This is a genomic window from Albimonas donghaensis, from assembly GCF_900106695.1.
Classification (GTDB): Bacteria; Pseudomonadota; Alphaproteobacteria; order Rhodobacterales; family Rhodobacteraceae; genus Albimonas; species Albimonas donghaensis.
On the sequence record NZ_FNMZ01000002.1, the window covers coordinates 480,111 to 498,197 of the forward strand.

General features: G+C 71.7%; 15 protein-coding genes. 6 read left to right on the forward strand and 9 right to left on the reverse strand.

The annotated features are described in order from the left end of the window. Positions 1–58: 58 nt before the first annotated feature. From BLV24_RS08095 to BLV24_RS08130, 8 genes are all read right to left on the reverse strand, one after another. Positions 59–1,507, reverse strand: a complete 1,449-nt coding sequence (locus BLV24_RS08095; protein WP_092680661.1) for a TadG family pilus assembly protein — start codon at positions 1,505–1,507, stop codon at positions 59–61. 284 nt (positions 1,508–1,791) lie between these two features. Further along, on the reverse strand, positions 1,792–3,276 hold the full coding sequence (locus BLV24_RS08100; RefSeq protein WP_092680662.1) for a pilus assembly protein TadG-related protein: 1,485 nt from the start codon (positions 3,274–3,276) through the stop codon (positions 1,792–1,794). Between the two features lie 335 nt (positions 3,277–3,611). After that, complete coding sequence (locus BLV24_RS08105) at positions 3,612–5,027, reverse strand: pilus assembly protein TadG-related protein (protein WP_092680663.1); 1,416 nt, start codon at positions 5,025–5,027, stop codon at positions 3,612–3,614. After that, positions 5,020–5,421 (reverse strand): TadE/TadG family type IV pilus assembly protein, encoded by a 402-nt coding sequence (locus BLV24_RS08110; protein ID WP_092680664.1) that lies wholly within the window; start codon positions 5,419–5,421, stop codon positions 5,020–5,022. Before BLV24_RS08110 ends, BLV24_RS08105 begins: the two co-directional genes overlap by 8 nt. Positions 5,422–5,816: 395 nt before the next feature. Beyond that, a complete protein-coding gene (locus tag BLV24_RS08115; protein WP_092680665.1) occupies positions 5,817–6,554 on the reverse strand; it encodes a proteasome-type protease in 738 nt (245 codons plus the stop codon). A 172-nt stretch (positions 6,555–6,726) separates the two neighbouring features. Beyond that, on the reverse strand, positions 6,727–7,611 hold the full coding sequence (locus BLV24_RS08120; protein ID WP_092680666.1) for a transglutaminase family protein: 885 nt from the start codon (positions 7,609–7,611) through the stop codon (positions 6,727–6,729). Positions 7,612–7,624: 13 nt separating this feature from the next. Then, positions 7,625–8,560, reverse strand: a complete 936-nt coding sequence (locus BLV24_RS08125) for an alpha-E domain-containing protein (protein WP_092680667.1) — start codon at positions 8,558–8,560, stop codon at positions 7,625–7,627. 55 nt (positions 8,561–8,615) lie between these two features. Continuing rightward, entirely contained in the window at positions 8,616–10,022 is a 1,407-nt protein-coding gene (locus BLV24_RS08130) for a circularly permuted type 2 ATP-grasp protein (RefSeq protein WP_425426084.1), read from the reverse strand. 569 nt (positions 10,023–10,591) lie between these two features. Between BLV24_RS08130 and BLV24_RS08135 the strand changes: the two genes are divergently transcribed. The 6 genes from BLV24_RS08135 to BLV24_RS08160 all read left to right on the forward strand — a co-directional run bounded on the left by BLV24_RS08135 (position 10,592) and on the right by BLV24_RS08160 (position 16,947). Beyond that, complete coding sequence (locus tag BLV24_RS08135) at positions 10,592–13,108, forward strand: ligase-associated DNA damage response DEXH box helicase (RefSeq protein WP_092680668.1); 2,517 nt, start codon at positions 10,592–10,594, stop codon at positions 13,106–13,108. Between the two features lie 140 nt (positions 13,109–13,248). Continuing rightward, positions 13,249–13,920 carry an MliC family protein gene (locus BLV24_RS08140; protein ID WP_092680669.1) on the forward strand — a complete coding sequence of 224 codons (672 nt, stop codon included), beginning with the start codon at positions 13,249–13,251 and terminating at the stop codon, positions 13,918–13,920. Then, the gene (locus BLV24_RS08145; RefSeq protein WP_092680670.1) at positions 13,917–14,477 is read left to right on the forward strand and encodes a GNAT family N-acetyltransferase; all 561 of its coding nucleotides are present in this window, start codon (positions 13,917–13,919) and stop codon (positions 14,475–14,477) included. The genes BLV24_RS08140 and BLV24_RS08145 overlap by 4 nt, the downstream gene beginning before the upstream one ends. A 396-nt stretch (positions 14,478–14,873) precedes the next feature. After that, positions 14,874–15,662 carry a ligase-associated DNA damage response endonuclease PdeM gene (gene pdeM, locus BLV24_RS08150; protein WP_092680671.1) on the forward strand — a complete coding sequence of 263 codons (789 nt, stop codon included), beginning with the start codon at positions 14,874–14,876 and terminating at the stop codon, positions 15,660–15,662. Positions 15,663–15,762: 100 nt separating this feature from the next. Further along, the gene (locus BLV24_RS08155) at positions 15,763–16,209 is read left to right on the forward strand and encodes a PaaI family thioesterase (RefSeq protein WP_092680672.1); all 447 of its coding nucleotides are present in this window, start codon (positions 15,763–15,765) and stop codon (positions 16,207–16,209) included. Between the two features lie 252 nt (positions 16,210–16,461). After that, positions 16,462–16,947, forward strand: a complete 486-nt coding sequence (locus BLV24_RS08160; protein WP_092681002.1) for a PaaI family thioesterase — start codon at positions 16,462–16,464, stop codon at positions 16,945–16,947. A gap of 193 nt (positions 16,948–17,140) precedes the next feature. Here BLV24_RS08160 and folD read toward each other — a convergent pair whose 3' ends face one another. Continuing rightward, positions 17,141–18,061, reverse strand: a complete 921-nt coding sequence (gene folD / locus BLV24_RS08165) for a bifunctional methylenetetrahydrofolate dehydrogenase/methenyltetrahydrofolate cyclohydrolase FolD (RefSeq protein ID WP_092681004.1) — start codon at positions 18,059–18,061, stop codon at positions 17,141–17,143. Positions 18,062–18,087: the final 26 nt, after the last annotated feature.

Below are 18,087 nucleotides of genomic sequence, written 5' to 3' on the forward strand. Positions count from 1 at the left end.
GACGGGCGACGGGCGGGGCGGGCGACGGGCGGGGCGGGCGACGAGCGGGACGGGCGGCTCAGCGCACCAGGGCGGCGCCGAGGGCCAGCGGCGCCGCGTCCCCGATCCTGATCGTCTCATAATGGCCGGTGAGGTCCGTGTCGCAGCCCGCGAGGTCGACATTGCCGCCCATCTGGACGGTGTCGCGCGCCTCCACGTAGATCCCGCCGGCGTTCTTCATCGCGCCCCCGGGCGCGAAGGTCGGGGCCACCGCCATCATGGCATGGGTCCAGGCCGACCGGCCCCAGCCGCCCAGCGAGATGGCGTCCTTGGACATCAGGTAGACGTCGAACGCGCCGTCGTCGCAGTAGTGCTCGGCCTCGCCATACTGGGCGTTGCCGGAGAAGTTCAGCGCCCCTTCCCCGAATAACAGCACCTTGTCGAAGGCCACGTCCGGCCCCCCGCCCATGCCGATCTGTCCCTTGACCACAAGGCCCACATTCCGCGCGTCGACCCCGCCGGCGAGCTGCATGCCGTGGTTGACCATGTAGATCGTGTGGGGCTCCAGGTCCCCCGGCTGCACCGTCCACCACCAGTTGTCCACGCGGACCACGTTCACGTAGCCCTCCGCGTTCTTGAGGAAGTCCGGAACCAGGTCGCCGTGATAGCGATCCACGCCGCTGTCGTTCAGCGCGGTCCACAATTCGTCGAAGATGGCGTCGAGCCGCGGCAGGGTCAGCGCCTCGAGATGCGTGGGCCTGTCCTGCCTTACGGCGTCGGCATCGGCCGAGCCGCCTCGGGTATGGCCGATGCGGATGGTCAGCGGCAGCAGGGCGGAGACCCGGACGTCATCGGTGAAATAGCTGGCCCCGCCGAAATGCACTCCCTGCTCGCCGTGAATGCACATGCCGTCGACCAGGGTGTTGTTCCCGCCCATCCGCACCATGGCCTCGGACATGATCAGGCCGCCGCCGCAGACCTGCCCGCCGGCCCCGCCGGACATCGGACGCACCGTGGCCATGGCGCTGGCCGCCACGGTCCAGCTGTCATGCCCGGCGAGCCCCAGCAGGAAGGTCGGCGCCTCCAACCCGCCGTCGTCGCCGCGCAGCACGGTCACGCGGACGGCGTTGTAGGGGATCATGCCCGACAGGAAGATGCCGGTCGCGGCCTCGTAGAGCCCGAGCTCGACCCGCTGGTCAGGCAGCACGTCGCCGTTCCTGTCGGCGGGCATGTTGAGCTCGGCCAGCTGATGCGCCGCGGCGCGGGCCTGGTCCGGGTTCTGGAGGCGCAGCGCCGCCGCCAGCGCCGCCGCGTCGGCGGTCGCCTGTAGCTGGGCGCGAATCCGGAAGGCGTTGGCGGTGTCGACCGCGACGCCCGCCAGCATCATCAACGCCACCAGCCAGACCACCGACATCGCGGTGGCGCTGGCGGCCTGGTCGCTGAACACCGCGCGCGCATACCCGAAAACGCGCAAGCGCCATCGCAAGGCGCGGCGAACCGGCCAGGCGGCGGCGACATGGAAAGCCATCACCAACTCCAATCGGCCCGAACGATCCCGACGAACGACCCCTCGTTCGCCGGCTCGGACGCGCCCGCCGCGGTTCCCAACGCAGCCGGCGCCCGATCCGGGCAACCCCAATGGCCTTTTAGTTAATTTTCATGAACTGTATCAAGGGAATTTGGTGACCTGACGGCAATCGACGCCCCGTCATGCGGTTTCGCCGCCCCGAACAGGCGCCCGCATGACGCAGCGTCCGCCGTGGGCCCCGCGCCCCATGCGGCGCATGCCGGGCGAGCGACGGCCCGGCCCGGCTAGCGCACCAGCGCCCCGGCGAAGGTGATGTTGTTCTCGTCCTCCACCACGATGGTCTCATAGTGACCGCTCATCGCCGTGTCGCAGCCCGCGATCTGGGCGTTGCCGCCGAGCTGAAGGCGGTCGCGCGCCTCGACATAGATCCCGCCGCCGTTCTTGAACGACCCGCCCGGATGGAACTGGGGCGCCGCCGCCATGAAGGCGTGGGTCCAGGCCCGGGGCGAGGAGCCGCCCAGCGACACCCGGGTCTTGGAGAACATGTAGACGTCGAACTCGCCGTCGTCGCAGAAATGGTCCTCCTCCCCGTAGGAGGCGGAGCCCGAGAAGTTCAGGTCGCCCTCGCCGAAGATCAGCACCTTGTCGAACAGCAGGCTCGGCCCGCCGCCCATGCCGATCTGGCCCTTGGCGATGATCGCCACGTTCTGCGCGTCCACCTTGCCGGCGAGCTGCATGCCGTGATTGACCACGTAGATGGTGTGGGGCGTGAGATCCCCCGGCTGCACCGTCCACCACCACTGGTCGATCCGCACCACGTTGGCGTAGCCCGCTTCGTTGTAGACGAATTCCGGGATCAGCGGACCGGAATAGGTGGAGATCCCGCTCTCGAAGAGCTCGGTCCAGAGGTCGTCGAACATGGTGTCGAGCTTGGGCAGGACCTTGGCTTCCATGTGCACCGACTCGTCGACCTTCACCATGTCCTCGGTGGCCGAGCCCTTGTCCACGTTGCCGATGGTGATGGTGTCGGGGTCGAATGCGCTGACCCGCACATCGGCGGTGAAGAAGCTGGAGCCGCCGAAATGCACCCCGGTCTCGCCATGCACGCAGATGCCGTTGGTCAGCTCGTTGTTGCCGCCCATCTGAAGGTCGGTCTCCGACATCAGCAGCCCGCCTCCGCACAGGTTGCCGCCCGGATTGCCAACTTTCGCCCGCATCGTGGCGGTGGAGGAGGCGGCGATGGTCCAGGCGTCGTTCTGCAGCAGGCCCAGCAGGAAGGTCGGCACCGCGTCGCCGCCGTCATCGCCGCGCTTCGCGGTGACGCGCACGGCGTTGTAGGGCGGGACGCCGAAGGAGAAGAAGCTGCCGGTGACCTCGTCCCAGAGGCCCAGCTCGATCAGGGTCTCGGGCATGACGTCGCCGTTGACGTCGGTCGGCATGTTGATGTTCGCGAGCTGGCGGGCCGCGGCCTTGGCCTGGTCCGGGAACTCGATGCGCTGGATGGCCGCGAGCGCCGCGGAATCGGCGGTGGCCTGAAGCTGGGCGCGCACCCGGTAGGCGTTGGACACGTCGACGGCGACGCCCATGAACATCAGGAAAATGGTGAGCCACAGCACCGACATGATCGAGCCGGACCCGGCCTGCTCCGTCGCGAAGCGGCGCAGCGCGGCGCCAAGCGCGCGGCGGCCCGAAACAGGGCGAACCTCGGAGGCCCGGTCGGCCCGGCTCCGCCAGGCGCAGCGGCGCCCGTAGCGTCTGAAGACGCGCATGACATGCTCCCGAACGCACACAACGCACAGGATCGTCGCGACCGCGCCCCGAAACGCAAAGAAAGGGCGCGTCTGGCCGCCGATCGACCCGCCGGCCGCCCTGCGAAGAAGCGCCGCCAGGCGCCCCGGCTCGCAACGGCCGTCCGAGTCATTCTATTCATTTCAATGAAGCGGCGCAAGGTTTCGTTCATGTTGGGGCGGGAATTATTAATGACGGTTCAGCCTCGCCGCCGGCCCCCGAAGAAACCCGCATGAAAAAGGCCGCGTCGCCCTGCAAGCGACGCGGCCGGACACCCGGACACGATGGAGGGATCCCTCGGGACCGGGCGGCCCCGTCAGCGCACCAGGGCGGCGCTGTAGGAGATCATGCTGTCGTCTTCGACGGTGATGGTCTCGTAGTGCCCCGACATGTCGCCCGGACAGCCCGCGATCTGGGCGTTGCCGCCGAGATGCACCTGCTCGGACGCCTCGACATAGATCCCGCCGCCGTTCTTGAACGACCCGCCCGGATGGAAGTCCGGCGCCGCCGCCATGAAGGCATGGGTCCAGGCCTTGGGGTCGGAGCCGCCCAGCAGGATCTTGGTCTTGGAGAACATGTAGACGTCGAACTCGCCGTCGTCGCAGTAGTGGTCCTCCTCCCCGTAGGAGGCGGAGCCGGCGAAGTTGACGTTGCCCTCGCCGAAGATCAGCACCTTGTCGAAGGTCAGCGCCGGCCCGCCGCCCATGCCGATCTGGCCCTTGGCGATGATCGCCACGTTCTGCGCGTCCACCTTGCCGGCGAGCTGCATGCCGTGATTGACCACGTAGATGGTGTGGGGGTTGAGATCCCCCGGCTGCACCGTCCACCACCACTGATCGACCCGCACCACGTTGGCGTAGCCCGCGTCGTTGTAGATGAAATCGGGGATCAGCGGACCGGAATAGGTGGAGATCCCGCTCTCGAAGATCTCGGTCCAGAGATCGTCGAACATGGTGTCGAGCTGGGGGAGGATCTTGGCCTCCATGTGCACCGGCTCGTCGACCTTCACCTGATCCTCGGTGGCGGAGCCGTTGTCGACGCTGCCGATCTCGATGGTGTCGGGGTCGAATGCGCTGATCCGCACATCGTCGGTGAAGAAGCTGGAGCCGCCGAACTTCACCCCGGTCTCGCCATGCACGCAGATGCCGTTGGTCAGCTCGTTGTTGCCGCCCATCTGCAGGTCCTTTTCGGACATGATCAGGCCGCCGCCGCACTGGTTGCCGTCGGCATTCGCCGAGGTCGGCCGGTAGACGGCCGTGGAGGACGCGGCGATGGTCCAGCTTTCGTTGCTCATCAGCCCGAGCAGGAAGGTCGGCACCACGTCGCCGCCGTCATCGCCCCGCTTGGCGGTGACCCGCACGGCGTTGAACAGGGGCAGCTCGGTGCGCACGAAGGTTCCGCTCGCCTGCTCCCAGATGCCGAGCTCGACCAGCGCGGTCGGCATCACGTCGCCGTTGAGGTCGGTGGGCATGTTGATGTTGGCGAGCTGGCGCGCCGCGGCGCGCGCCCCGTCCGGATCGCCGACGCGCAGGATCGCGGCCAGCGCGGCGGCGTCCGCCGTGGCCTGAAGCTGGGCGCGCACCCGGTAGGCGTTGGAGACGTCCACCGCCACGCCGGCGATGATCATCAGCGCCATCAGCCAGAGGACGGAGAAGACGCTGCCCGCCCCCGCCTCGTCGCGAACGAGGCGGCGCAGGGTTGCGAACGGCCTCCGGCCGTGACCCTCAGCCATTCGTCGAGGATTCGTCGACCATGGTGACGGATGCGCCCAGCGCGCTGTCCCCCGCCAGGAACGAGCCGAAGATCACGACGTCCGAATAGGGCATGTTCAGCGTCGCGGTGACGAAGCCGTTCTGCACCGTGACGGACACGTTCTCGGAATTGTCGCTGTTCATCTGCTGAAGCGCGAAGGCCTCGGCCTCGGCCTGGGATGACACGCCCATCGACACGGCGCGCGATGCGGACCGGGCCACGTCGATCATCTGCGTCTGCTTGTGCATGAGCAGAGTGGCGTCAGTAGCGCCGCAGAAAACCATGAAGAAGATGGGAAGCCACAGCACGAACTCGACGGTCGCTGACCCCGACTCGTCGCGCCTGCATGCGCGGATGCGCCGAATGACGCTCATTTCGTCCTCCAGGACACGCTACGCTACACCCGAAGACAACGTTCGTCCGTGCTACGCGGGACGCCCCCTGTTCACCTTCGGTTCAAGTAACCGACCCTTTTCCCCACGTTGAGAATCGTGCCCGTCACGTGAATTGATATTAATCCGTTTTCAGATTTCGACAAGGCATCCAATAACGTCGCGCGCCGCGGATACAATGCGTTTCCGCGCGTCGCCGCCCCCGGACTCCGAACGACGCCGGACGCGGTCATTCCGGCTTCATATGCGCCGCCCGGCATGTCCCCGGCTGACTTTTCAGCCGTTTCGTCCCGAAATCCGCGCTTTCGCCATCCGGCCGGGCGCGTCCCCGAGCCCGACCTGATGACTGTCCGGACCTGCGCCCCGGCGACGCAGGGTCAGAACACGATCTCGGGAAGCCGCGCGAACGCGTCCCTCAGCGATTCGCCCCAGGCGCCGGATACCTTGGCGAATTCCGGGTCGTCCTGCTCCATCCGCCGCCGGATGTCGACGCGCAGGGACCCGGCCTCCATCACCGCCAGATCCAGCGGCATCCCCACCGAGAGGTTGGAGCGCAGGGTCGAGTCCATCGACACGAAGGCCGCCTTCAGCGCGGTGGGCAGCGGGGTCGAGGGCTCGATCACCCGGTCGAGGATCGGCTTGCCGTATTTGTGCTCGCCGATCTGGAAGAAGGGGGTGTCCTCGGTGGCCTCGATGAAGTTGCCGGCCCCGTAGATCAGGAACAGCCGCGCCCGCCCGCCCCTGCGCTGGCCGCCGAGGATGATCGAGGCGCCGGTCCCCGCCCCCGCCTCCTCCAGCCGTTCGCGGTAGCGGCGCTGCTGGGCGGCCATGGCGTCGCCGACAAGCTGGGCGGCGCGGAACAGGCTGTCGCAGGTCAGGACGCTCTCGACATCCTCGCCGGCCTCGGCGCGGGCGCAGGCCTCGTTCAGCGCGGTGATCACGCCCTGGGTGATCGACAGGCTGCCGGCGGTCATCGCCACCAGCGCGCGCTCGCCCTCCCGTTCCCAGGAGAACATCTTGCCGAAGCGCGAGATGTTATCGAGCCCGGCATTGGTGCGGGTGTCGGACAGCATCACCAGCCCGGCGTCCAGGCGCAGGCCCACGCAATAGGTCACGGCGGGTTCTCCCTCGGGTCCAGGGCGCCGGCGCGGCGCCCGAGTCGCGGGCGGGGATACAGGGGCGCGGGGCGGATGTCATCCGCGCCGCGCCGCCAAGTCGCCGGATCGGGAGATCGCGCGCCCCGCGGGACCCCGGTGGGCCTGCTGCGGCTGGCGGCCCCCGGCCGGCTTACTGCTGCTGGCTCTGGCTCTGGCCCGGCCCCTCGGCCTGGACGACCTCGACCTCGGCGGTCAGGGTGGTCTCGCTCGCCCCGGTGACGGAGCCGCGCAGCGGCGCGGCCTCGTTCGCGTCGAGCCCCGTCACCAGCCGCACATAGCCCTCCGTCGGGCAGACGTCGTTCGACGGATCGAAGCCGACCCAGCCCAGCCCTTCGAGAAAGGCCTCGGCCCAGGCGTGCGTCTCGGTCAGGTCGTCCGTGCGGATCCGGTCGGCGTCGTCCGCGTCCTCGTCATCCTCCACGGGGTCCACATGCAGATAGCCCGAGACATAGCGCGCCGGCACGCCCAGCGAGCGGGCGGCGGCGATGAACACATGCGCATGGTCCTGGCAGACCCCGGCCCCGAGCGCGAGGGCGCGGGAGGCGGTGGTGTCGGCGTCGGTCACGCCGGGGCGGTAGTCCACCGCCTCGCGCACCGCGTTGCACAGGGCGTGCATGACGGCGAGCGTGCCGTCGTCGCCCTTCTCCGCGGCCACGGTGGCGGCGAGTTCGCAGATCGCGTCGTCGGGCCGGGTCAGCTCGGTCTCGCGCAGGAACACGCCGGCGGCCCTGGCATGGCCCAGCCCCCGGACCACGCCGGCGGTGTCGGAGGTCTCGACCACGCCCTGGGCGATGATCTCCACCGAACCGATCGGCTGATGCGCGTGCCAGAGCGCCACCACGTCGCCGAAATCATCGGTGAGCAGCGGCTTCACCGGCTCGCCGTTGACGGTGACGGTCCAGTCCGGCAGCGCCTGCCCCTCGTAGACCGAGGGCCACAGGCGCAGGCGCAGGGCCAGGCGCAGGGCGGCGGGGTCGTATTCGTAGACCGTGCGGTGACGGATGCTCAGGCGCATCGGAACGGTCCCCTCAGAAATGGTAGGCTTCTTTGATCTCGCGCGACAGGCGGGCGGTCACCGCCAGCGCGTCGGAGACGAATTCGTGCAGGCCCTGCTTGAACAGCTCGCCCATACCCGCGCTTTCCAGCCGTTCGACCATCGCGAGCGCGGTGTCGTGGCAGGGGTGGCGCGCGCCGTAGCGTCGCTCGATATGCTCCAGATGGCCGAGCGTCTGCCGGTAGCAGTGCGACAGCGACCGCGGGAAGGCGCGGTTGAGCAGCAGGAAGTCGGTGATCTGCCACGGCGCGTAGTCGCCGCGATAGACATGGTGGAAGGCCCGCGTCGCCGAAGTGGCGTGCAGCACCGAGGTCCACTGATGATGGTCGCGCCCGCCGCCGACCACGTCGGTCTCGGGCAGCAGCACGAAATATTTCACGTCGAGCAGGCGCAGGATCATGTCGGCGCGCTCCAGGAAGCCGCCGATGCGCATGAAGTCCCAGCCGTCGTTGCGCAGCATCGAGGTCTCGGCGGCGCCGCGCAGCAGGTTGGCCCGGCGCTTGGTCCAGTCCAGCAGCTCCGGCAACTCGCGGCGCAGGGACTGGGCGCCCGGATCGACGCTTTCCAGCTTGCGCCAGCCGTCGTTGAGCGACTCCCACATCTCCCGCGTCAGCGCGGTGCGCACCGCCTTGCCATTGGCCCGCGCCGCCGAAAGACAGGCCCGGATCGAGGACGGGTTGTCCCCGTCCAGCACCAGCGCGCGGGCGGCGGCGACTTCCGAGATGCGCTCGGCCTTGTCGAAATGGTGGGCCGACCCGCAGGAGGTGACGACGGAGCGCCACTCGTCCCGCTCCCCCGCGCCGGGCAGCATGGCCATGCGCTGGCCCATCTCCATCAGGCGGGCGGTGCTTTCCGCGCGCTCGATGTAGCGGCCCATCCAGAACAGGTTCTCGGCGGTCCGGCTCAGCATCCGAAAGCTCCCTGGGGGGTGATCCGACCGTGGGTCGGCGCGTGCGCGGTCATGCTCATTCGCTCAGCACCCAGGTGTCCTTGACCCCGCCGCCCTGCGACGAGTTCACCACCAGGCTGCCCTCGCGCAGCGCCACGCGGGTCAGGCCGCCGGGGACCAGCCGCATCTCCTGCCCCACGAGGCAGTAGGGGCGGAAGTCGACATGGCGGGGCGACACCACTCCGCCCGAAATCGTCGGCGTGGCCGAGAGATCCAGCGTCGGCTGGGCGATGAAGTCCGAGGGGTCCGCGAGGATGCGCTTGGCGTAGGCCTCGCATTCCTCCTTCGTCGCCTTCGGGCCGATCAGCATGCCGTAGCCGCCCGAGCCGTGGACTTCCTTGACCACCAGTTCGTCGAGATGCTCCAGCACATACTTGCAGCTGTCGGTCTCGGCGCAGCGCCAGGTCGGCACGTTGTCGAGGATCGGCTTCTCGCCGAGATAGAACCGGATCATGTCCGGCACGAAGGTGTAGATCGCCTTGTCGTCCGCGACCCCCGCGCCCGGCGCCGAGCACAGCGTCACGCCCCCCGCCCGGTAGGCGTCGAACAGGCCGGGCACGCCCAGCAGGCTGTCGGGGCGGAAGGACAGCGGGTCGATGTAATCGTCGTCGATGCGCCGGTAGATCACGTCCACCCGCTGCGGGCCGCGGGTGGTGCGCATCCAGACCAGGCCGTCGTCGACGAACAGGTCCTGCGGCTCCACCAGTTCCACGCCCATCAGGTCGGCGAGGAAGGAGTGCTCGTAATAGGCCGAGTTCAGCGGCCCCGGCGTCATCACCACGCAGGTCGGATCGCCCTTGCAGGCCGGCGGCGCGACCTCCTCCAGCGTCTTGCGCAGGGCGTCGGGATAGTCGTCCACCGGCTCGACCCCGCCGCCGTCGAACAGTTCGGGGAACATGCGCATCATGATCTCCCGGTTCTCCAGCATGTAGGAGACGCCGGACGGCGTGCGGCAGTTGTCTTCGAGCACCTGGAAGTCGTCGGCCCCGGTGCGCACGATGTCGATGCCCACGATATGGGAATAGACCCGGCCCGGCGGCTTGACCCCCATCATCTCGGGCAGGAAGGCCGAGTTGCGGTAGACCAGGTGGGCCGGAACGATGCCGGCGCGCAGGATCTCGCCGCGATGATAGACGTCGTAGAGGAAGGCGTTCAGCGCCCGCGCCCGCTGGCGGATGCCGCGGTCGAGCCGGCGCCATTCGGCGGCCGCGAAGACCCTGGGGATCAGGTCGAAGGGGATCAGGCGCTCGGGGTCGCCGCCCTCGCCGTAGACGGCGAAGGTGATGCCGATGCGCCGGAAGATGGCCTCGGCCTCCTCCGAGCGGCGGTTGAGCAGATCGACGCCGCTGCTTTCCAGCCATTCCGCGATCCCCGCATAGGGGTCGCGAAGCTTGCCGTCCGATCCGGACATCTCGTTGAACACGGTCCGTCCCCCTCTTTGCCGCGCCCCCGTGCGAAGGGCGGCGGCGCAGGTGATTACAGAGCAATCAGAGACGGACGATGGGGGAAGGTCAAGTGCGGCGCCCAGAAACTTGCGAGCCCGCGCCGCGTCGCCGCAGGGAGGCCGGCGGGGCTGCGCGCCCCCTCGGCGCGGGGCGCGAGAGGGGCGCGAAAACCGGCCGCCGGCGCTCCCGGAACCCTCGGGGCGGAGGCGCCCCGCGGCCGCCCTCCGCAGGTCTGACCAGGGCAAGATGCTGAAGCCCCGACGTCATGTTCCGGGCGGCGGGCGGAGCCCCGGTCGTCCCCGGCGGCGCGCAGCCGCGACGCGCCCTCCCGCCCTTCGCCCGCCCCGGAACGCGCCGCGCGCCGCCGGCCCCCGCCGCGTCATCGCCGCATCGCCGCGACCGGAAGAAAATTCGCGCCGCCCAATCCGAGCGCCCGCCCCGCGCGGGCGCCCAAACCCGGGGCGCCCGCGCGGGACGGGCGCTTCGCTCTCGCGCTCGTGTTCCCGGCCTGTTCCGCCCGACCGCATGCCGGGCTATGCTCCGTCCCATGGATGCCTCCGCCCCGCCCTCGCCCGCGCCGCCCTCCGCCGCGCCCGGCGCCCTGCCCCCCCGCTTCGCCGACTGGTTCGCCCGGCGGGGCTGGACGCCGCATCCCCATCAGCTTGACCTGCTCGCCTCCGCCCGCCCCGGCGCCGCCGACCTGCTCGTCGCGCCCACGGGGGGCGGCAAGACGCTGGCCGGGTTCCTCCCTTCCCTCGTGGCGCTGGAGGGGGACCCGCCGCCGGGGCTGCACACGCTCTATCTCTCGCCGCTCAAGGCGCTGGCCGCCGACATCCGCCGCAACCTCGCCCGCCCGATCGAGGAGATGGGGCTCTCGATCCGGGTCGAGGACCGCACCGGCGACACAACCCAGTCCGCCCGCCGCCGCCAGCGCGCGACCCCGCCGCATATCCTGCTGACCACGCCTGAGAGCCTCGCGCTGCTGCTGTCCTACGAGGACGCGCCGCGCATCTTCGCGGGCCTCAGGCGGGTCATCGTGGACGAGGCCCACGCGCTGGCCGAATCCAAGCGGGGCGACCAGCTGACCCTGCTGCTGTCGCGGCTGCGCGGGCTCTCCCCCGGCCTGTCGGTCGTCGGGCTGTCCGCTACGGTCGAGGATCCGCCCGCCCTCGGCCGCTGGCTGGCCCCGTCGGGCTGCCGCGTCCTGCTCGCCGATCCCGGCCCCGAGCCGGATATCGGGATGCTGGAGACCGAGGCCCCGCCGCCCTGGTCCGGCCAGGGCGGGCGGCACGCGGCCTCCGCCGTCATGGACCTGATCCGCGCCCATCGCATCACGCTGGTCTTTCACAACACCCGCGCCCAGGCGGAGCTGTTCTTCCAGGCGCTCTGGGCGGTCAACGACGACGCCCTGCCCATCGGCATCCACCACGGCAGCCTCGACCGCGAGGCCAGGCAGAGGGTCGAGGCCGCCATGGCCGAGGGGACGCTGCGCGCGGTGGTCTGCACCGGCTCGCTGGATCTGGGCATCGACTGGGGGGACGTGGACCTGGTGGTGCAGGTCGGCGCGCCCAGGAACGTCAAGCGGCTGGTGCAGCGCATCGGGCGGGCCAACCACCGCTACAACGCGCCGTCCCGCGCGCTGATCGTGCCCGCCAACCGCTTCGAGGTGCTGGAATGCCGGGCGGCGCTGGACGCGGTGCTGGATCATGACCTCGACGGCGACGAGACGCGGGACGGGCCGCTGGACGTGCTCTGCCAGCATATCCTCGCCACCGCCTGCGCCGGGCCGTTCGAGGCGACCGCGCTCTATGACGAAATCCGCGCCGGCGCCGGGCCCTACGCGGACCTGCCCCGCGCGGAGTTCGACGACTGCCTCGAATTCTGCGCCACCGGCGGCTACGCGCTGCGCGCCTACGACAAGTGGAAACGCCTCGCCGAGGGGCCCCCCGGAACCTTCCGCCTGCGCGACCCCCGCGCCTCGCGCGCGATCCGCATGAACCTCGGCACGATCATCGGGACCGAGACGCTGGCCGTCCGGCTTGGCGGCAAACGGGGCGGGGGCGGCTACAAGCTGGGCGAGATCGAGGAGGATTTCGCCGCCACCCTCACGCCCGGCGACAGCTTCCTGATCGGCGGCGAGGTGGTGCGCTTCGAGGGGCTGCGCGACCTGACCATCCTGGTGTCGCGGGAACGGACGAAGGCCCCCAGGATCGCGGTGTTCGGGGGCTCGAAGCTCTCCACCTCCACCCTGCTGTCGAACCGGGTGATGGACCTGCTGGAGGATCCCGCCGCCGTCCGCGCCCTGCCCGCGCATACCGCCGACTGGCTGGCGCTTCAGGCCGAGCGGTCGGCGCTGCCGTCGCGCCGCGGCCTGTTGTGCGAGACCTTCCCCCATCACGGCCGCCGCCACCTGGTGATCTACGGCTTCGCGGGGCGCAACGCGCACCAGACGCTGGGGCTGCTGGTGACGCGGCGGATGGAGACGGCCGGGCTGGGTCCGCTCGGCTTCGTCGCCAATGACTACGCCCTGATGACCTGGGCGCTGGAGGAGGCCCCCGACCCCGCCGCCCTGCTCGACGCCGAAGGGCTGCGCGAGGGGCTGGAGGGCTGGCTGGGCGAGAACGCGGTGATGAAGCGGACGTTTCGGGCCGCCGCCATCATCGCCGGCCTGATCGAGCGCAACCTGCCCGGAATGCGCAAGACCGGGCGGCAGGCGACGTTTTCCTCGGACATCCTCTACGACACCCTGCGCCGCTTCGACCCCGACCACCTGCTGATGCGCATCACGCGGCGGGAAGCGGAGCGGGGCCTGGTGGACTTCGCGAGGATCGAGGCGCTCTGCGCCCGCGCCCGCAGCGACGTGCGGGTGGTGCGGGCCGAGCGGATCACCCCGCTCGCCGCGCCCCTGATGCTTGAGGTCGGCAAGGTTCCGATCAAGGGCGACGGCCGCCAGCGCCTTCTTGAGGGCGAGGCCGCGGCGCTGATGCGCGAAGCCGACCTGTTGCGCGAGGCGGGACTTGTGCGGGAGGAGGGGCTTGTGCGGGAGGAGGGGCCGGAGCCCTGAGCCTCCGTCCGCGGGTTCGCCCCGCGCTGGCGCAACCGGGCGGCCCGGTGCAGATTGGCCGCTGCCCGAGTCGTCCCGCGCCCCTCGCCCGGCGATCCGGCGGCTCGGGCCGCTCGGGCGCGATGAGGAGGAAACCGCGCATGCTCCATCCCCGTTCCGGTCTTGGCGCCTGCGCGCTCGGCCTCGCGCTTATGGCCGCCGCGCCGGGCGCGCGCGCCGAGGGCGCCGGCCCGTCCTTCGACTGCGCCAGGGCCGAATCCTCGGCCGAAAAGCTGATTTGCGCCGATCCCGCCCAGGCGGCGCTGGACCGCGAGGTGGCGCGGCTCTACCGCCTCGCCGTCGAGAGCCCGCATATGAACGCCGAGCGGCTCGCCACGCTCAAACCCACCCAGCGTGGATGGATCAAGGGACGCGACGACTGCTGGAAGGCCGACGACCTCGCGGCCTGCGTGCGGGCCGAACAGGCCATCCGGATCCACGCATTGCGCCAGGGCTACGCCGACGCGCGGATGCAGGACGCGGCCGGCATCTCCACCGGCCCCTACGTCGCCGCCTGCCCGGGGCTCGACGCGCTGGTCGGGCTGACCTTCATCGACGCCGAGCCGGGGCTGGCGGTGCTCGACTGGGCGGAGGCGACGGTGGTTCTGCCGCAGGGCCGCAGCGCCTCGGGCGCCCGCTACGCCGCCGAGGCGGGCGAGGCCGCGCCCTGGCTGGGCGACGGCGAGATCCTGTTCTGGGTGAAGGGCGACGCGGCGCGGTTCGAGCTTCCGGGCCGCGAGCCGATGACCTGCGGGATCGAGGAGCCGGGATGAGCGCGCGCCCGGATACGCGGCCCGCCTGGACCCTGCGCCTGGCGCGGGCGGCGGACATTCCCGCGATGACCGCGGTGATGGACCGCGCCATCGGGCGGCTGCTGGACGGGTTCCTGACGCCGCAGCAAGTCGCGGACAGCGTCGCGATCATGGGCATGGACCCGCAGCTGGTGGCGGACGGAACCTATTTCCTGGTCGAGGACGCGTCCGGCGCCGTGATCGGCTGCGGCGGCTGGTCGAAGCGGCGCACGTCGCATGGCGGCGGGCACAGCGCGGGGCGCGACGACGCGCTGGTCGACCCGGCGACGGAGCCGGCGCGGGTTCGGGCCATGTACACCGATCCCGACCACGCGCGGCGGGGGATCGGCCGGGCGATCCTCGCGGCGGCGGAGGCGGCCGCGGCCGAGGCGGGATTTTCCCAGGGCATGCTGATCGCCACGCTGGCGGGCGCGCCGCTCTACCGCGCCGCCGGCTGGCGGGAGGTCGAGCGGATGGAGGCCCCGGCGGTCGCGGGCCGGACCGTGCCGGTCCTGCGCATGGTCAAGACGCTGGGCTGAGGACGGTCCTTGGGGAAGGGGACGGGGCGGAGGGAGACGGGGCGGAGGGAGACGGGCCGGAGGGAGACGGGCCGGAGGGAGACGGGCCGGAGGGAGACGGGCCGGAGGGAGACGGGCCGGAGGGAGACGGGCCGGAGGGAGACGGGCCGGAGGGAGACGGGCCGGAGGGAGACGGGCCGGAGGGAGACGGGCCGGAGGGAGACGGGCCGGAGGGAGACGGGCCGGAGGGAGACGGGCCGGAGGGAGACGGGCCGGAGGGAGACGGGCCGGAGGGAGACGGGCCGGAGGGGGCGTCGAGCCCCCTCCGCCCCGCGCCGGGCGAGGCCCGGCGGGCGCCCTCGTCCCCACGTCGCGGCCCCTTGGCGACGGGGGGAACATTTCGCTAACATCGCGGACATGAGCGACTCGCTTCCCCTGCCCCCCTGCCCCTCGCCTACCGCCGCCCCTGCGGAGGGGCTCGGCTTCGCGCTGGGGGGCGCGGCGCTGGTCGCCCGGCCCTCGGGCGCGCTGTGGTGGCCGGCGCGGCGGATGCTGACGGTCGCCGACCTGCATCTGGGCAAATCCGGACGGATGGCGCGGCGCGGCGGGCCGTTGCTGCCCCCCTACGAGACCGAGGAGACGCTGGATCGGCTGGCGGCCGAGATCGCGGCGCTCGCCCCCGCCGAGGTGGTCTGCCTGGGCGACAGTTTCGACGACCCCGCCGCGGCCGCGGCGCTGGCCCCCGCGACCCGGGCGCGGCTGGCGGAGATGGCCGAGGGCCGGCGCTGGACCTGGGCGGAGGGCAACCACGATCCCGGCCCCAACGGCCTGACCGCTCCCGGCATGACCCATGCGGCGGAACTGCGGGCGGGGCCGCTGGTCTTCCGCCACATCGCCGCGCCGGGCTGGCGGGCGGGCGGGATCGCGGGCGAGGGGGGCGAGCGCGAGGGGGGCGAGGTCTCCGGCCACTATCACCCCAAGGGACGGCTGCCCGGCGGCGGCGGCGCGCGCGCCTGTTTCGTGCTCTCCCACGGGCGGCTGATCCTGCCGGCCTTCGGGCGCTATACCGGCGGCCTCTGCGCCCGCGACCCGGCGATCCGCGCCCTGGCGCCCGAGGGGCTGGCCCTGCTGCTTGGCCCGCGGGTGACGCCCGTCCCGCTCTCCGCCCTGCGCCCCATCGCAAGGCTGGCGTCGACGGGGCGCTGAACCCGCCCGCGAGGCTCCGCCACGCAGGACGCCCGCGCCCCCGCATCCAGGCTCGCCCCCACGCAATCCGCCCCCACGCCCCCCCGACACGGAGCCCGAAATGAGCGCCTTCACCCCTCGCGACCCGGACTGGGAGCAGCGGATCCGCAAGGTCTTCGCCCTTCAGGGCATGATGGGCCATCTGGGGATCGCGATCGAAAGCCTCGCCCCCGGGATCGCCGTGCTGACCGCCCCGATCCGGCCCGAGATCTCGCAGCAGCACGGGTTCGCCCATGCGGGGCTGGCCTTTTCCGCGGGCGACACGGCGGCGGGGATCGCGGCGCAGTCGCTGATGGCGCCGGGCTTCGGCGTGCTGACCATCGAGATGAAGATCAACCTGCTGGCCCCGGCCCGCGGGCAGGCGATCCGGGCGACGGGACGGGTGGAGCGCGCGGGGCGGACGGTCACGGTGGTCCGCTCCGACGTGGTCGCGCTGGATCAGGCGGGGGCGGAGACGCCGATCGCCACCATGCTGGGCACGATGGCGGTGATGGGCGGCATGGACTGACCGGAGCGCCACGGCCAGCCGGCGATCCGGCCCGCCTTCCGAGGCCCCGGCACGGCTCGACCCCGCCGACGCGCGGGGCGGGGCGGGCGGGGTGGGCGGGGCGCGCGGCCTTCAAGGCTCGCGATCCCGCTTCGCCCGATCATGACCGGCGCGCGCCCCGCGGCCGATGCGCCCCGCGACCTCCCGGATCTTGATGCGCCGCCGGGCGGGGGATCTGCTGGCCCCTCCGCCCCCTTCACGCTCCGGAACATGATGACCCTCGACAGCCCCGCCCCCGGTTTCGCCCCCGCGCCTCCCGCCTTCACGCCCCGCGACCCGGACTGGGAAGCCCGCGCCCGCGCGCTGTTCGAGGTGCAGAACATGATGCGCCTGCTCGGCTACCGGCTCGAAACCCTGCGCCCCGGCGCGGCGGATCTCTCGGCCCCCGTCGGCGAGGCCACCCGCCAGCAGCTGGGCGCCGCCCATGCGGCCATGGCCTTCGCCGGGGGCGACACGGCGGCGGGGATCGCGGCGGCGACCATGCTGGCGCCGGGCGACAGCGTGGTGACGCTGGAGATGAAGACGAATTTCCTCGCCCCGGTGAACGGCGCGCGGGTGCTGGCCCGCGGACGGGTCGAGCGGGCGGGGCGCAGCGTGGTGGTGGTGCGGGCCGAGGTCGACAGCATCGACGCGGACGGCGTGGCGACGCGGGCCGCCATCATGCTCGGCACGATGGCGGTGATCCGCCCGCGGGCCTGAGCGGCGCCTCGCCGCGCGACCGCCCCCGCCGGGCGGGCCGGGCGGCGGCCTCGCGGCGCCGGGCGCGGAGGCGCCGTCCGCGGGGCCTGCGCGGCCCCGGCCGGACGCCGCGGGGGGCGTCCGGAACCGGCCGGCCCCGTCAGAGGGCCCCGCCAAAAGGCCCTGTCAGAAGGCCCCGTCAAAAAAGGCGACGTCAGAAGGCGAAGGCGGCGGGGGGCTCGATCCCGTGGATGCGGCAGGCGGCGGTGACGGTGTTGGCCAGCAGGCAGGCGATGGTCATCGGCCCGACCCCGCCCGGCACCGGGGTGATCGCGCCGGCGACCTGCGCCGCGCTCGCGTAATGCACGTCGCCCACCAGGCGGGTCCGGCCCTCGCCCCGCTCCGGCGCCGGAATGCGGTTGATGCCCACGTCGATCACCGTCGCCCCCGGCTTGATCCAGTCGCCCGGGATCATCTCGGGCCGGCCCACGGCGGCGATCAGGATGTCGGCGCGCCGGCAGACCTCGGCCAGGTCCTTCGTGCGGGAATGGGCGACGGTCACCGTGCAGCTCTCGCGCAGCAGCAGTTGCGCCATCGGCTTGCCCACGATGTTCGAGCGCCCGACCACCACCGCGTCGAGCCCCGAGAGGCGCCCCAGCTGGTCGCGCAGCAGCATCAGGCAGCCCAGCGGCGTGCAGGACACCATCGCCGGCAGCCCCGCCGCCAGACGCCCGACATTGATCACGTGGAACCCGTCCACGTCCTTCTCCGGCGCGATGGCGTCGATCACCCGGTCGGCGTCCATGTGGCCGGGCAGCGGCAGCTGCACCAGGATCCCGTGCACCGCCGGGTCGGCGTTGAGCCGGGCGACGATCTCCAGCAATTCGGCCTCGGAGGCGTCGGCGGGCAGCTTGTGCTCGAAGCTGGCCATGCCCGCCTCCAGCGTCTGCCGGCCCTTGTTGCGCACATAGACCTGCGAGGCCGGATCCTCGCCCACCAGCACCACCGCAAGGCCGGGCGTCACGCCCTGCGCGGCCAGCTTCGCCACCTCGGCGGCGACCTGGACCCGCAGGCCCTCGGCGAAGGCCTTGCCGTCGATCCGCCGGGCCGACCCGGCATTCGCGCTCGCATCCATCATCGGCCCGCTCCTCTCATCCGCTC